Origin of the sequence: Aeromonas sp. R2-3 (genome assembly GCF_040908375.1) — a bacterium.
In the GTDB taxonomy this organism is placed as follows: Bacteria; Pseudomonadota; Gammaproteobacteria; order Enterobacterales; family Aeromonadaceae; genus Aeromonas; species Aeromonas veronii.
Genome location: NZ_JBFODP010000015.1, coordinates 124,711 through 140,237 on the forward strand (window position 1 = coordinate 124,711; position 15,527 = coordinate 140,237).

Consider the following 15,527-nt stretch of genomic DNA (forward strand, 5'->3'; position numbering starts at 1 on the left):
TGTTTTTTTATGGGCGATATTTAACTTTTTGGTGCGGATCCCCGTGCGCTGTTGCGGGTGGATCGCCCTTTTACCTGGCTGTTCTTGTCCTCATTTCTTCCCCTGTCTGTGATTGCGCACAGTTCTTCTGAACGGTGCAACCCCTTGCCACCCTTTGCCTTCTCTACACGCGTGCTGTATGCCTGCTGTTGCAACGGCAGATGCCGCGCAGCTCATCCTCAGGATTCGCTCATCAACATCCTGCAGGGCCTGCCGAGGCGTTCTGCGGGCAATAAAAAAGGATGCCGCGGCATCCTTTGGTATTGAGAGCATTACTCAGCTTTTCAGCCATTTGCGAATGCGGTTGGCATCGCCGATGGGGGTGCGTTTGCCCACCGAGTTGAGCAGCACGATGGCGAGCTCGCGGCTGTCCGGTTTGGCGCGCATCACCAGACAGCGCCCCGCTTCGTCAGTGAAGCCGGTCTTGGAGAGGCGTACGTCCCAATCCGGGTTTTTCACCAGCGGGTTGGTGTTGTTGAACATCAAGCTGTAGGCGGGGGCGCTGAAGCGCATCTCCCGGTTCTCATCCTGAGTGAACTGACGGATCAGCGGCTGACGATAGGCGGCGGCGGCCAGCTTGCCGAGATCCTGGGCGGTAGATACGTTGCGGGTGGAGAGGCCGGTGGAGTCGTAGAAGTGGGTATTTCGCATACCCAGCTGTCTGGCCTTGTTGTTCATGGCCCGCACGAAGGCGCTGCGACCGCCCGGATAGTGACGCGCCAGTGCCGAGGCCATCCGGTTTTCGGAGGACATCAGCGCCAGATGCAGGGCGTCACGGCGGGTCACCTTGGTGCCCATGCGGATGCGGGAATGAGTGTGTTTGACCCGATCCAGATCGTTCTTGTCGACCGTAATGGTCTGGTTGAGATTCTGTTTGGCATCCAGCACCACCAGCGCTGTCATCAGCTTGGTAAGGGAGGCGATGGGACGCACCTTGGTGGCATTCTTCTGGTAGAGCGTCTTGCCCGTTTTTACATCCACGACCAGGGCGCTGCTTGAGCGTACTTCCAGTTTGGATGGGTTGGGTGCCGCGCTGACCGCAGGCAATCCCAGCATTCCCATCAACCCGACAACCAGCGCTGCTGCGCGAATCCGACACCACATACAACCGACTCCATTCCCATCCAAAAAAAGGCGCTAGATTCACTCATTTTTACCCCGGCTTTACAAGGGCCGAGCGGGACTATTTCTGCTATTTGCGCAAAATTGGCGATCAAAAAAGCCCTCTGGCGAGGGCTTTCGGGTCGGGCGTTGGGCGAGGGGTCAATCCCGCGGCTGCGCGGCCCTGCGTTTGCTGATCCAGCGCCAGACCAGCGCCACCATGCCACCCACCAGCAGGGCCACCGGCAGATAGATGATGATGTTGAAGAACTGGGTCTGGTATTCGGCGGCCAGCTTGGTGTGGCTCAGGTAGTAGCCAAACCCGACCAGCGGGCAGATCCACATGATGGAGCTGATCAGATTGACGATGAGGAAGCGCCCCTGGGGCAGCTCGGTGGCACCGACGATGTAGGGGTAGGCGGTGCGCACGAAGGCGATATAGCGCGCGGTGATCAGGGTGATGATCCCGTACTTGTCCAGCAGGTGGTAGACCTTCTGTTGGTGCCGCTCTTCCACGTGGGACATCAGCCGATGGTAGAGCTGGGTGTGGCCGAGAAAGCGCCCCTGCATGTAACCGAGCCAGGTGCCGACAAAGGTAGCCATGATTAACAGCGGGATCACCCCGAGAGACAACACATCCTGATAGATGAGCACGCCGGTGAGGATCAGCAGGCTGTCACCGGGCAGAAAGGCGGTAGGGATGAATCCGTTTTCCAGTACCAGAAACGTCAGAATCACACCACAGATCATGAAGGCCATCTTGGGATCGGAAAGTGTGTTCAGATCGTGATTCATAAAGGCGTGAGCCAGTTGGTAAAACTGCTCCATACTTGCAAACTCCGCAGGTTAGCTGGGTTGATCGGTCAAGGGCATGGCGAGCACCTTGTCGATGCGCAGGCCATCCATGTCAACAATTTCCAGTTGCCACTGTTCCAGTGTCACCAGGTCTCCGGTTTGTGGAACACGACCAAGGAGCAGCATGATAAGCCCTCCGAGGGTGTGATAGTGATGTTTTTCTTCTTCTGGCAGACGAACCAGCTCCAGACAGTCCTTCAACTCCGGCAGCGGGATCAGGCCATCGAGCAGCCAGCTGCCGTCGGCGCGCCGGAATGCCCAGTTGTCCTCGCCATCCTCCTGCTGGAAATCCCCCGCCAGCGCCTCCAGCAGATCCTGCTGGGTGACCAGTCCCTGCAGCTCGCCATATTCGTCAACCACCAGCGCCATCTGTTCGCTGTGGGTGCGGAAGTGGTTGAGCAGCTCGACGCCGTTGAGGGTCTCGGGCAGCAGGCTGCCCTCCTGGGTCAGGGCAGCCAGATCGATGGGCTCCCCCTTGATATAGGCGTGCAGCACCTTGCTGACATTGATGATACCCACCAATTCTGACAGGTTGCCGTCGCAGACCGGAAAATAGCTGTGGCGATACTCCACCAGCCGCTGCAGGTTGGTCTCCAGCGGCAGTGCCAGATCCAGATAGCGGATATCGCTGCGCGGCACCATCAGGGAGGAGAGGCTGCGCTCGTCGAGACGGAAGACGTTGCGCAGCATGGTGTGTTCATGATCCTCGATCACCCCGGCTTCAGAGCCCTCCACCAGCATGGCGTGGATCTCCTCCTCGGTAACGTTGGCGCTGCCGTTCTGGTTGACCCGCAGCAGCCGCAGACTGGCATTGGTGGAGGCCGACAGCAGCCAGACGAAGGGGCGGGTCAGGGTGGCGAGCCAGTGCATGGGGCGGGCCACCAGACAGGCGATGCGCTCGGCATTGAGCTGGCCGAGGCGCTTGGGCACCAGCTCCCCTACCACGATGGAGAGATAAGTAACCACCACCACCACTATGATGGTGGCGATCAGGCCACTGCTCTTGGCGGGGAGCCCCCACTCCTGCAACCAGAGGGAGAAGGGCTGGGCCAGCAGGGATTCGCCGTAGATACCGTTGAGCAGGCCGATGCTGGTAATGCCGATTTGGACGGCAGAGAGAAAATGGGTCGGGTCTTCGCCCAGTTTGAGGGCAATGGCGGCGGAGCGATTGCCTTCAGAGGCAAGCTTGCCGAGGCGAGCCTTGCGTGCGGTGACGATGGCGATTTCTGACATGGCGAAGACGCCATTAAGCAAAATCAATCCCAGCAGGATCAATATTTCCATACAGCAACAGCACTCCTTGAGTGGATAAGATCGCTGGCAGTGTAATGAATTTGGCGGCGATGCGCTTGTGAAAGCGGGTGATCCGGCTCGCTAATTTGATGACAGCGCTTTGTGATAGCTGGAAAAGATGGCTGGAAAAGGGAAGGATGACCACGCCAAACGGCGTAATGGGCGAGGCAGCATTGCAGGAGGGAAAAGGGCGGGAAGTCCCGCCCTTGCTTGTCATGGTTCAGACAACCGTTATCAGAACTGTTGGAACCAGCGCTGGATCTGGGCCGGATCCTTGCTCTGGGTCAGGGAGAGCATCAGCAGCACCCGCGCCTTCTGCGGGTTGAGAGTGCCGGAGGCCACGAACCCGTACTTGGCATCATCGATCTCGGCATCCAGGGTGGTGGCGCCGGTCGGTACGCGGGCGGAGCGCACTACCCGGATGCCATCCTTGCTCGCCTTGGCCAGGGTGTCGAACAGGGTGTGGTAGAGGTTGCCGTTGCCCACCCCGGCGCTGACGATGCCGTCGAACTTGGCATCCACCATCGCCTTGGCCGGCAAGTCGGTGGCGTTGGCGTAGCTGTAGACGATGCCAACTTGCGGCAGCTTGTCGAGCTTGCTCACGTCAAACGGCGTCTTGCTGGTGTGCAGACGGGCCGGGCTGCGTTGATAGTCGATCTTGCCGTTGTGGATGTAACCCAGTGGGCCGAAGTTGGGGGAGGTGAAGGTCTGCACCCCGGTGGTGTTGGTCTTGGTGACGTCACGGGCATCGAGCACGGTGTCGTTCATCGCCACCATCACGCCACGGCCTTTGGAGGCGGGGTCGGAGGCGGTCACCACGGCGTTGTAGAGGTTGAGCGGGCCATCGGCACTCATGGCGGTGGAGGGGCGCATGGCGCCAACCAGTACCACCGGCTTGTCGCTCTTGACGGTCAGATTGAGGAAGTAGGCGGTCTCTTCCATGGTGTCGGTGCCGTGGGTGATGACAATGCCATCCACGTCATCCTTGGCCAGCAGCTCGTTGACCCGTTTGGCCAGCTTGAGCCACACCTCGTCGTTCATGTCCTGGGAGCCGATCTTCACCACCTGCTCACCCTGCACATCGGCCACTTTCTTCATCTCGGGCACGGCGGCGATCAGGGTTTCAATGGCCACCTTGCCTGCCTCGTAGTTGGACTGGGTAGCCGACTGGCCTGCCCCGGCAATGGTGCCGCCGGTGGCCAGAATATGCACGTTGGGCAGGGCCATTGCCATGGGGGAGAGGGTCAGGCCGACGACGGCGGCGAGCAGGGTCTTGCGGATCGGTAGGGTCATGCTGCAAATCCTTATGGTTGGAATAATCGCAGCAAGTTTGCCCGTTTAATAACCCGGGTCTGTGATAAAACTCACCAAAAGACAGGTGAGTACAGATTTTTAACCTGTTTTATACCTCTATGGAGATAATTTAACTCGCAGAAAAACCCTTGGCTTCGATCAGGGCGATCAGCTCGGCCTTGCTCAGATCGCTCTCGATGACGGCCTTGCTGCTGGCGAAATCGACGGTCGCGGTGGTGACCGCAGGCTGGGCCAGCAGCGCTTTTTGCAGACTGGCGGCGCAGCCACCACAGGACATGCCGGACACGGTGAGTTCGATGGTCATGGAATATCTCCTCTGTTGATGAGCGCCAGCCTAAAGCTGCCGCCTCCGGCAAGGTCAAGCCGTCAGTACATCAGACCGAGGTAATTCATCAGAGTCGCCCCGAGGCTGGTAGTGACCAGCGAGCCAAGGGTGGTGGTGGCGATGATGTTCGCGGCCAGCACGCTGTCGCCCCCCATGGCGCGGGTCATCACATAGCTGGCGGCGGCAGTCGGGGTGGCGCTGATCAGAAACAGGATGCCGAGCTCCAGATGGCTGAAGCCGAGCAGGGCCGCCCCCAGAGTGAACACCGCTGGAATGAGGCAGAGCCGCATCACGCTGGCCCAGCCGGTCAGCGCCGCCCCGCCGCGCAGGGCGCCGAGACTGAGGGAGGCGCCGGTGCAGAGCAGCGCCAGCGGCAACGTCATGTTGGCGAAGTAGCTGCCGGTGGTGAGCAGCAGCTGCGGCATCTTGATGCCGAGCAGGCTGAAGGGAAGGGCCGCCACGATGGCGATGATGAGCGGATTCTTGATGATGCCGAGCAGGATGGGGCGGATGCCGGTGGCGCCGCCGAGGCTGCGGGTGAGGGTGATGACCGCGAGGATGTTGTAGAGCACGGTGACCGCGCCGACGTAGAGCGCTGCAGCCCCCAGCCCCTCGTGGCCATAGGCGTTTTGCACGTAGGCGAGCCCTATGATGGCGCTGTTGCCGCGAAAACTCCCCTGCACGAAGATGCCGCGCAGTCGCTGCTCGCCGATAAAGCGGCCCGCCAGCAGCTCCAGCACCAGATAGCTGGCGACGGTGGCGAGCAGGCCGTAACCGATAAACCAGGGGCTCGGCATGGTGGCGAAGTTGGTGCCCAGAATGCTGAGAAAGAGCAGGGCGGGCAGAGTGACCTGAAACACCAGCCGGGAGGCGGATTCGGTGAAAGGCTCCGGCAGCAGCCCCAGCCGCTTGAGCCAGATGCCGAGCAGCAGGATCACGCAGATGGGGCCTGTGATGGAGAGGGAGAAGAGCAGACTGGCCAGCAGATCCATGGTGGGCGTCCTCCTGATGCGCCGTCCGAAGCGGGGCAAAAAGGGCATTCTAACGCCATGGGCTTGTATTCACAGGGGTTAATCACAACAATGTGGGCAATTTCCACCGCCTGCGCCAAGCCCCAGTGAGTCAATCCATGGACAAGAAACTGACCATCCTCGATATCGCCCGCCTCTCGGGGGTCGGCAAGTCGACTGTCTCCCGGGTGCTCAATCAGGATCCCAAGGTGAAGCAGGAGACCCGCGAGCGGGTGGAGCAGATCATCGCCGAGCATGGCTTCGTGCCGAGCAAGTCGGCGCGGGCCATGCGCAGCCAGAGCCAGCAGGTGGTGGGGATCATCGTCTCGCGGCTCGACTCCAGCTCGGAGAATCAGGCGGTGCGTGGCATGCTGGAGACCCTCTACCAGCGCGGCTACGACGCCGTGCTGATGGAGAGCAAGTTCTCTCCCGCCAAGGTGCTGGAGCATCTGGCGGTGCTGGAGCGGCGCGGAGTGGATGGCATCATCCTGTTTGCCTTCAACGATCTCGACTATGCCGCCATGGCGCCGCTCAGGGATAAGCTGGTGCTGGTTGCCCGCGAATATCCCGGTTTCTCCTCGGTCTGTTTTGACGATGCCGGGGCGGTGCGCACCATGCTGGGCCAGCTCGCTGCCCGCGGTATCCGCGACATCGCCTATCTGGGGGTGGATACTGCCGACCTCACTACCGGCCAGCGCCGGCTCGACGCCTACCTCGGCTACTGCGCCGAGCAGGGGCTGGCGGCGCGTAGCGCCCTCGGCGATCTCAGCCTGCAGAGCGGCTACCGGTTGGCTGCGGAGCTGCTCACTCCGACTACCGGCGCGCTGGTCTGCGCCAGCGACACCCTCGCCATCGGCGCGGCAAAATATCTGCAAGAACAAGGGCGTAGCGAGGTGCTGGTGACCGGCCTTGGCAACAACCCCATGTTCACCTTCCTCTTTCCCAACGCCCTCACTCTGGATCTCGGTTACAAGGGAGCGGGGGAGCAGGCGGCGCGGCAGCTGCTCGGCCAGATCGAGCAGGAGCAGCCGCCGCTGGCGACCATCGCCCCTTGCCGTACCCTGTGACCCCCATCACTCCGGACTGAACAAAAAACGCGCTTTTTGTGACGCTGGCCACGAATTGGGAACGTTCCCATTTTGATCTGGCAAGATTGTCGGCATGCTAAATGGGAACGATACCAAAAACGCTCGAGCCCAAAGAGTGGCTCGCAAGGGCGATGCAGACCACTATTCAATGGCGTCACAGAGGGAAGACCCATGTCCAAGATCAACGCACAGCAGCTTGCCACCCTGATCGACAAGATCGGCGGCAAGGAGAACATCGCCACCGTCAGCCACTGTCTGACCCGGTTGCGCTTCGTCCTGAACGATCCGGCCAAGGCCGACAGCAAGGCCATCGAAACCATCCCGGCGGTGAAGGGAAGCTTCACTCAGGGCGGTCAGTTCCAGGTGGTGATCGGCAACGAGGTAGAGCAGTGGTACAAGGCGCTGACCGAGCAGCTCGGCGTCAGCGGTGGCAGCAAGGAGGCCGCCAAGCAGGCGGCGCGCCAGAACATGAATCCGCTGGAGCGGGGCATCTCCCATCTGGCGGAGATCTTTGTGCCGCTGCTGCCCGCCATCATCACCGGCGGTCTGATCCTGGGCTTTCGCAACGTCATCGGCGACATCAAGATGTTCGACGATGGCACTCACACCCTCACCGAGATCAGCCAGTTCTGGGCTCAGGTGCACGCCTTCCTCTGGCTGCTGGGCGAAGCGATCTTCCACTTCCTGCCGGTGGGCGTCTGCTGGTCTGCGGTCAAGAAGATGGGCGGCTCCGAGATCCTCGGTATCGTGCTCGGTATCACGCTGGTGTCGCCGCAGTTGATGAACGCCTACGGCATCGGCCAGCAGACTCCCGAGGTGTGGGACTTTGGCCTGTTCGTGATCCAGAAGGTGGGTTATCAGGCGCAGGTCATTCCGGCGCTGCTGGCGGGCGTGTTCCTCGCGTGGGTAGAGACCAACCTCAAGCGGATCATTCCGGCCTATCTCTATCTGGTGATTGTGCCGTTTGTCTCGCTGCTGCTGGCGGTGATCGTGGCCCACGCCTTTATCGGCCCGTTCGGTCGCTGGCTGGGTGATGGCGTCGGTTTCGCTGCCAAGGCGGCCATGACCGGCTCCTTCGCCCCTATCGGTGCCGCCCTGTTCGGATTCCTCTACGCGCCGCTGGTCATCACCGGCATCCACCACACCACCAACGCGGTGGATCTGCAGCTGATGCAGAGCATGGGCGGCACCCCGATTTGGCCGCTGATCGCCCTCTCCAACATCGCCCAAGCTTCTGCGGTCGTCGGCATCATTCTGATTAGCCGCAAGGAGAACGAACGGGAGATCTCGGTACCTGCCGCCATCTCCGCCTATCTCGGGGTGACCGAACCGGCGATGTACGGTATCAACCTCAAGTACAAGTTCCCCATGCTGTGCGCCATGGTGGGATCGAGCCTCGCTGCCCTCATCTGCGGTTTCGCCGGGGTGATGGCCAACGGCATCGGGGTAGGCGGCCTGCCGGGCATCCTCTCCATCCAGCCGCAATACTGGGCCGTTTACTCCCTCGCCATGCTGGTCGCCATCGTGGTGCCGGTGGTGCTGACCCTGCTGGTCTACAAGCGCCAGCAAGCGGCCGGCAAGCTGGCCGAAGCCAGCGCCTGAATCTGATTGTCAGGGCGACCCAAGGGGTCGCCCTCTCCCATTTCAATTTGTGACAAGAGAAAGAGCCATGAGCCAAACACCCTGGTGGCAGAGCGCCGTGATTTACCAGATCTATCCCAAGAGCTTTCAGGATTCCGGCGCCCGTGGCACCGGCGATCTCAAGGGGATCATGGCCCGCCTCGATTACCTCAAAACGCTGGGGGTCGATGCCCTCTGGCTGACCCCGGTTTACGTCTCGCCGCAGGTGGACAACGGCTACGACATCGCCGACTACTACGCCATCGACCCCGCCTACGGCACCATGGCTGATTTCGAGGCGCTGCTGTCCGCCGCCCACGCGCGCGACATCCGCATCGTGATGGATATCGTGGTCAACCACACCTCCACCGAGCACGCCTGGTTCAAGTCGGCGCTGGGGGACAAGAACAGCCCCTACCGCGACTACTACATCTGGCGCGATCCGGTGGATGGCAGCGTGCCCAACAACTGGCAATCCAAGTTTGGCGGCAGCGCCTGGGCGCTGGATGAGCTCACCGGTCAGTACTACCTGCACCTGTTTGCCCGCGAGCAGGCGGATCTCAACTGGGAAAACCCGGCGGTACGTGCCGAGGTGAAAAACATCATCCACTTCTGGGCCAAGAAGGGAGTGGATGGGTTCCGCCTCGACGTTATCAACCTTATCTCCAAGGATCAGACCTTCCCGAACGACGATATTGGCGATGGCCGCCGCTTCTACACCGACGGGCCGCGCATCCACGAATTCCTGCAGGATGTTAGCCGCGACGTGTTTGCTCCTGTTGGCGCCATGACGGTGGGGGAGATGTCCTCTACTTCGCTGGAACACTGCCAGCGCTATGGCGCCCTCGATGGCTCCGAGCTCTCCATGGTGTTCAACTTCCACCATCTGAAGGTGGATTACCCCAACGGCGACAAGTGGACCAAGGCGCCGTTCGATTTCCTCGAACTCAAGCGTATCTTCAACCACTGGCAGAGTGGCATGCACGGCAAGGGGTGGTCGGCGCTGTTCTGGTGCAACCACGATCAGCCGCGCATCGTCTCCCGTTTCGGCGATGAGGGTGAGTACAGAGTGGTCGCTGCCAAAATGTTGGCCAGCACTCTGCATGGCCTGCAGGGCACCCCCTACATCTATCAGGGGGAGGAGATCGGCATGACCAACCCCGGCTATCAGCACATCAACGACTATCAGGATGTGGAAAGTCGCAACATCTTCGCCATCAAGCAGGCGGAAGGGATGAGCGAGGCCGAGATCCTCGCCATTCTCGGTGCCAAGTCCCGCGACAACTCGCGTACCCCGATGCAGTGGAGCGCTGCGGCCAATGCAGGTTTCACCCAAGGAACGCCCTGGCTCAAGCCTGCCGCCAACTATCCCGAGATCAACGCCGAGGCGGCGCTGGCCGACCAGAACTCGGTGTTCTGGCACTATCGGGATCTTATCGCCCTTCGCAAGGCGCACCCCATCTTCACTCAGGGGAATTATCAGGAGCTGCTGACGGGGCACCCGCAGATCTGGGCCTACGCCCGTCGCGTCAACGGCCAGACCCTGCTGGTGGTGAGCAACTTCTATGGCGAGCCGGTGGAGTTTGCCTTGCCTGCCGAGCTGCAAAGCGGGCAAGGTCGGCTGCTGCTCGGCAACTACCCGGATAGCCCGGCCCGACCGCAATCGGGTATGCTGCGCCCTTATGAATCCCTGATCTGGCTGATGGAGTAGGTAATGGAGAAGGTGGTGCGCGGTACCGAGTGGCAGAAGATGGTGGCGGGGGAGCCCTATGACGCGGCTGACCCCGAGCTCAAAGCGGCACGTGAGCGCTGCCGCAGGCTCTATCACACCTTCAATACCAGCTGGCAGGAGAAACCGGCGCGGGATGCTTTGCTGCACGAGCTGCTCGGTGGCCGCGGCCAGGAGTGTGCCATCAATTCGCCATTCTTCTGCGACTATGGTGCCAACATCTTCGTCGGCGAGAACTTCTACGCCAACGTGGGCTGCACCATCCTCGACGTCTGCGAGGTGCACATCGGCGACAACGTGCTGCTGGCGCCCGGGGTGCAGATCTACACCGCGGCTCACCCCGTTGCGGTGGCGCCGCGCATCAAGGGGGTGGAGTTCGGCAAGCCGGTACGGATCGGCCACAACGTCTGGGTTGGTGGCAGCGTCGTCATCTGCCCCGGAGTCACTATCGGTGACAACAGCGTCATCGGTGCCGGTTCGGTGGTGACCAAAGATGTGCCCGCCAATGTGGTGGCGGCTGGCAACCCTTGCAAGGTGCTTCGGGTGATGACGGCACAGGAGCTTGAAGGCGCCATCCAGCGGTGAACAGGGGCCATGAATGCAATTGCTATCTGACTGATAGAAAAGTAACTTTCAGATTGTTTTGCATTCAGTGCTTATGTTCGGGGCCGCTTGGCCGATACTGTTGAGTGCAGGAGGAACCCTATGGATATATCAAGTTCTGCAAATGCGTCGTTTGGTTCTGCTCTGATGACGGCCAGTCTGGCCAAGAAACAGCAGACCCAAGAGGGCGAAGCTGCGCTGAAGCTGCTGCAAAACGCAGCGCAATCAGCGCCGGTTGCACCGACATCGGCCAGCGCTTCTCTGGGAAGCAAGATCGATATTCGCGTCTGACCCTAATGAAAAAGCCCCCATCTCGCGATGGGGGCTTTTTTATCTCTGCGATTTGCGGGATCAGACCGGGAAAGGAGCCGGCGCCTCGAAGGTCATCCGCTCGCCACTACGGGGGTGGCTGATGGTCAGCATGGCAGCATGCAGGTAGAGATGGGGTGCTGCCGCCAGCGCATCCGGATGAGCATAGAGGTTGTCACCCAAGATCGGGTGCCCCAGCTCCAGCATATGGACGCGCAGCTGGTGGGAGCGACCTGTGATGGGGGTCAACTTGATCAGGCTGTTGCCGTTCTCCACTTTCAGTTTTTCCCACAGGGTCAGAGCGTGACGCCCCTCCTCGTGATCCACCTTCTGTTTCGGGCGGTTGGGCCAGTCGACGCAGAGCGGCAGGTCAACCTGACCCGACTCTGCCTCCGGCTCACCCCACACCCAGGCGAGGTAGTGCTTCTCGGTCTCCCGCTCGCGAAATTGCCGACTCAGCTCCCGATGAGAGTTGGGATTGAGGGGAATGACAATGACGCCAGTGGTGGACATGTCGAGGCGATGAGCTGCCGCCGCCTTAGGGTGTTGCTGTTTCACCCGATGCAGGACGCTGTCTTCATTCTCGGGGCCGCGCCCGGGGACGCTTAGCAGGCCAGTGGGCTTGTTGACCACCATGATGTCCTTGTCCTTGAACAGGATATCGAGCCAGGGTTCCAGAGGCGGTGAGTATTCAAACATAAATGTCTCGCATCAGAAGGTGGGAGCAAGCCCCCATCAGTTATGGGTAACCACGACAAAGCGGCCTTGGGTATCCAGTTTGAGCTGGGTCTGGCCGCTGTCGGTCGGTACCTTGTCAGTTATGGGTGACCACGATAAAACGGATAGCATCCAGCTTGAGTTGGGTCTGATCGATCAGGTGGTGCAATTCTGCCTGCAGATTGCGCAGATAATCCAGCTCGCTGTCGCGCACGTTCGGGTTGACCGCCTTGAGCGCTTCCAAACGATCCAGATCCTGCTGCAGGGTCTGCGCCATCTGGGCACGGGCCTTGTCGACAATCCCGGCTTTCAGCTCTTCGGCAATGGCTTGCCCCTTGCCAATCAGACCGTGGATCACCGGTTGGGACGCGGTGACCAGTTTGCTGCCGAGGTGGCGGTTGACCGGCGTCAGCTGGCGGTTGAAGGCATCGAACGCCACTTTCTCACCCAGATTCTGGCCGTTCTTGTCCATCAGCAGACGGATCGGCGTCGGCGGCATGAAGCGGTAGAGCTGGGGATGGGCCGCAGACTCGGCAACGAAGATCAGCTCAAGCAGGATGGAGCCGATGGGCAGTGCCTTGTTCTTGAGCAGTGCGACCGAGGTGGCACCGATCTCGGAGCCCAGGATCAGGTCGATACCGCCGCGCATCATGGGGTGATCCCAGGAGAGCAGCGCCATGTCATCCCGCGACAGAGCTGTGTTGCGATCGAAGGTGATGGTCATGCCATCTTGCGGCAGGCCCGGGAAGCTGGAGACCAGCATATGATCACCGGGAGTCAGCACCAGCGCGTTCTCGCCACGGTCATCCTGATTGACGCCGATCTCGTCGAACATCTTGAGAGCGAAGGAGATCATGCCGGTGTCGTCATCTTCGGCGGCCAGCTTGTCGACCAGCTGCTGGGCTGCGGCGCCACCGCTGGAGTGGATCTCCAGCAGGCGATCGCGACCCTGTTCCAGCCGGGCCTTGAGCGGCTCGTGCAGTTCGCGAGTCTTGACCAGCAGGGCGTCGAGGGGGGCCTGATCGCCTGTGTTGGCGGCCAGCAGCTCGAACAGCTCGTCACGCACCGCTTCAAATACCGGACGGGCAGTCGGGCAGGTCTGCTCGAATGCATCCAGACCATCGTGATACCAGAGCTGCAGGGCGCGCTGGGCAGTCCCTTCTAGGTAGGGCACGTGGATCTCGACGGTATTCTGCTGACCGATACGATCCAGTCGACCGATGCGCTGTTCCAGCAGATCCGGGTTGAGAGGCAGATCGAACAGCACCAGATGGCTGGCAAACTGGAAGTTGCGACCCTCTGAGCCGATCTCGGAGCAGAGCAGCACCTGGGCGCCACCCTCTTGCTGGGCAAAATAGGCGGAGGCCTTGTCCCGCTCGAGGATCGACATCCCTTCGTGGAACACGGCACCACGGATCCCTTCACGAGTGCGCAGCGCCTCTTCCAGCGCGATGGCGGTTGCCGCTTCGGAGCAGATCACCAGCACCTTCTGCTGACGGGCTGAGAGCAGCAGCTCCAGCAACCATTCTACGCGCGGGTCGAACTGGGTCCAGGTGGCGTTGTCACCTTCGAACTGCTGGAAGATCTTCTCGGGATAGAGGTAGCGCAGGGCACGGGTCTGCAGATCGCCACCGTTGCCACCCATCATGCCCATCACCTTGATGGCAGTCTTGTACTGCTCCGGCAGCGGCATGGGGTAGACGTTGAGGTGACGCTCGGGGAAGCCCTGAATATTGGCGCGGCTGTTGCGGAACAGTACCCGGCCGGTGCCATGCTGATCCAGCAGCTTGGCGACCGCCTGCTGACGGGCGGCGGCATCGCTCAAGTCCAGCCCTTCCAGCTGGCTGGCGAGGGTCTGTCTGGCTTCATCGCTCAGGGTCTCGCCATCCAGCAGCTCTTGCGCGGCGCTGGCGACCTGACCATAGGCTTGCTCCTCGGCGAGGAAGGCCTCGTAGTCGTAGAAACGCTCGGGATCGAGCAGGCGCAGACGGGCAAAGTGGCTCTGGTGGCCCAGCTGATCCGGGGTGGCGGTCAGCAGCAGCACGCCCGGCACCTGTTCGGCCAGCGCTTCCACCATCTCATAGGCACGGCTCGGCGCCTCTTCACTCCACTCCAGATGGTGGGCTTCATCGACAACCAGCAGATCCCACTCGGCTTCCAGCACCTGCTCGAAGCGACGACGCTTCTTGCGCAGGAAGTCGAGGCTGCAGATCACCAGCTGTTCGGTCTCGAAGGGGTTTTCCGCATCGGCAAATGCCTCGATGCAGCGCTCCTCATCAAACAGGGAGAAGTGCAGGTTGAAGCGGCGCAGCATTTCGACCAGCCACTGATGCTGGAGCGTTTCGGGCAGCAGAATGAGCACGCGATGGGCGCGGCCGGAGAGCAGCTGCTGATGAATGATCATGCCCGCTTCGATGGTCTTGCCCAGACCCACCTCATCGGCCAGCAGTACGCGCGGAGCGTAGCGGTGACCCACCTCGTGGGCGATATAGAGCTGGTGCGGGATCAGGCTGACCCGGCCACCGGCCAGACCGCGAGTCGGGTTGCGACGACGCTGGTGCTGGTTGACCAGCGCCTCGTAGCGCAGGGTGAAGCGGGACATCCGATCGATCTGACCGGCGAACAGGCGATCCTGCGGCTTGTTGAACTTGATAAAGTTGTTGAGAAACACTTCTTTGAGGGCAACGGGCTCATCATTGTCGGTGCGCACACCTACATATATAAGCAGGCCGTCTTTCTCCTGCACTTCTTCGACCGTCATGGTCCAGTCTTCGTGACTGGTGATCTGATCGCCCACATTGAAGCTGACCCGGGTGACCGGCGCCTCTTCTTTGGCATACATGCGGTTTTCACCGGTAGCCGGAAACAACAGGGTAACCATGCGTCCTTCAACAGCAACGACAGTCCCCAACCCCAGATCCGTCTCTGTATCACTAATCCAACGCTGGCCAAGTGCAAAAGGCATTAAACTCTCCAAAGCCCAAGAGTGTGTGAATCGCAAAGGGGCGCTATGTTACCCGAAGGCGTGACCTCGATCACCATGCATATAGATGTAGAGAGACCAAATCGCCACAACCTTGATCTGCTACCATCGCCACGTCATATAGAGGATAGCGAGCTCGCCAAACGGGTGTGTTATTGCAGGATAAATGCGCTTTTTGGGTGATTAGTGAACGGTTGAACCAAAAATGCGAATTTAATTCGAAAAGACCCTTGCAAGCGTGATCCAGATCCCTATAATGCGCCTCCATCGACAGGGCAAGCGGCAACGCAAACAGCCTCGTCGATAACCTCGAAAAGCCTTTGAAAATAAGGCTTGACTCGAGAAGGCGGTTGAGTAGAATTCCACTCCCGCAGCAGCAAAAGCTGCGTCGCTCTTTAACAATTTGAATCAAGCAATCTGTGTGGGCACTCACAGCATCGAACATCAAAACAATTTTTGATTTTCAATGTCTGGTGAAGTGACCAAGACGATTTCTTAGCAATAAGAAGTCGAACAGTTTATTTCAGCAATTCATTGAGCC

The 15,527-nt window shown here is 60.4% G+C and carries 14 protein-coding genes; 5 read left to right on the forward strand and 9 right to left on the reverse strand.

Translation table 11 applies throughout. The features are described 5' to 3' along the window. Positions 1–315: 315 nt before the first annotated feature. The 7 genes from pbpG to AB5Z02_RS04865 form a co-directional block, all read right to left on the reverse strand. Complete coding sequence (gene pbpG / locus AB5Z02_RS04835) at positions 316–1,143, reverse strand: D-alanyl-D-alanine endopeptidase (protein ID WP_368215423.1); 828 nt, start codon at positions 1,141–1,143, stop codon at positions 316–318. Between the two features lie 159 nt (positions 1,144–1,302). Further along, positions 1,303–1,968 (reverse strand): DedA family protein, encoded by a 666-nt coding sequence (locus tag AB5Z02_RS04840; RefSeq protein WP_005343012.1) that lies wholly within the window; start codon positions 1,966–1,968, stop codon positions 1,303–1,305. Positions 1,969–1,986: 18 nt separating this feature from the next. Continuing rightward, positions 1,987–3,279, reverse strand: a complete 1,293-nt coding sequence (locus AB5Z02_RS04845) for a hemolysin family protein (protein ID WP_005336050.1) — start codon at positions 3,277–3,279, stop codon at positions 1,987–1,989. After that, entirely contained in the window at positions 3,242–3,505 is a 264-nt protein-coding gene (locus AB5Z02_RS04850) for a hypothetical protein (RefSeq protein WP_146163541.1), read from the reverse strand. Before AB5Z02_RS04850 ends, AB5Z02_RS04845 begins: the two co-directional genes overlap by 38 nt. A 17-nt stretch (positions 3,506–3,522) precedes the next feature. Continuing rightward, positions 3,523–4,581 (reverse strand): L-asparaginase 2, encoded by a 1,059-nt coding sequence (gene ansB, locus AB5Z02_RS04855; RefSeq protein WP_368215424.1) that lies wholly within the window; start codon positions 4,579–4,581, stop codon positions 3,523–3,525. 130 nt (positions 4,582–4,711) lie between these two features. Then, complete coding sequence (locus AB5Z02_RS04860; protein ID WP_100654640.1) at positions 4,712–4,906, reverse strand: heavy-metal-associated domain-containing protein; 195 nt, start codon at positions 4,904–4,906, stop codon at positions 4,712–4,714. Positions 4,907–4,968: 62 nt separating this feature from the next. Then, a complete protein-coding gene (locus AB5Z02_RS04865; RefSeq protein WP_201930718.1) occupies positions 4,969–5,919 on the reverse strand; it encodes an AEC family transporter in 951 nt (316 codons plus the stop codon). Between the two features lie 137 nt (positions 5,920–6,056). On the opposite strand from AB5Z02_RS04865, the gene treR reads away from it, so the two are divergent. The 5 genes from treR (at position 6,057) to AB5Z02_RS04890 (ending at position 11,268) form a co-directional block, all read left to right on the forward strand. Then, positions 6,057–7,004 carry a trehalose operon repressor TreR gene (gene treR / locus AB5Z02_RS04870; RefSeq protein WP_216949734.1) on the forward strand — a complete coding sequence of 316 codons (948 nt, stop codon included), beginning with the start codon at positions 6,057–6,059 and terminating at the stop codon, positions 7,002–7,004. 192 nt (positions 7,005–7,196) lie between these two features. Next, positions 7,197–8,627: a PTS trehalose transporter subunit IIBC gene (gene treB, locus AB5Z02_RS04875; RefSeq protein ID WP_104016537.1), complete on the forward strand. Its 1,431-nt coding sequence runs from the start codon at positions 7,197–7,199 to the stop codon at positions 8,625–8,627. A 67-nt stretch (positions 8,628–8,694) separates the two neighbouring features. Next, positions 8,695–10,356, forward strand: coding sequence for an alpha,alpha-phosphotrehalase (gene treC, locus AB5Z02_RS04880; RefSeq protein WP_323894395.1), 1,662 nt, complete (start codon positions 8,695–8,697; stop codon positions 10,354–10,356). Between the two features lie 3 nt (positions 10,357–10,359). Then, positions 10,360–10,959 (forward strand): sugar O-acetyltransferase, encoded by a 600-nt coding sequence (locus AB5Z02_RS04885; protein WP_368215427.1) that lies wholly within the window; start codon positions 10,360–10,362, stop codon positions 10,957–10,959. Positions 10,960–11,079: 120 nt separating this feature from the next. Then, the gene (locus tag AB5Z02_RS04890) at positions 11,080–11,268 is read left to right on the forward strand and encodes a hypothetical protein (RefSeq protein WP_005336040.1); all 189 of its coding nucleotides are present in this window, start codon (positions 11,080–11,082) and stop codon (positions 11,266–11,268) included. Between the two features lie 60 nt (positions 11,269–11,328). Here the strand turns inward: AB5Z02_RS04890 and rluA are convergent, their stop codons facing one another. Then, on the reverse strand, positions 11,329–11,985 hold the full coding sequence (rluA, locus tag AB5Z02_RS04895) for a bifunctional tRNA pseudouridine(32) synthase/23S rRNA pseudouridine(746) synthase RluA (protein WP_042081022.1): 657 nt from the start codon (positions 11,983–11,985) through the stop codon (positions 11,329–11,331). 115 nt (positions 11,986–12,100) lie between these two features. After that, positions 12,101–14,968, reverse strand: a complete 2,868-nt coding sequence (gene rapA / locus AB5Z02_RS04900) for an RNA polymerase-associated protein RapA (RefSeq protein ID WP_368215429.1) — start codon at positions 14,966–14,968, stop codon at positions 12,101–12,103. Between the last annotated feature and the right edge of the window lie 559 nt (positions 14,969–15,527).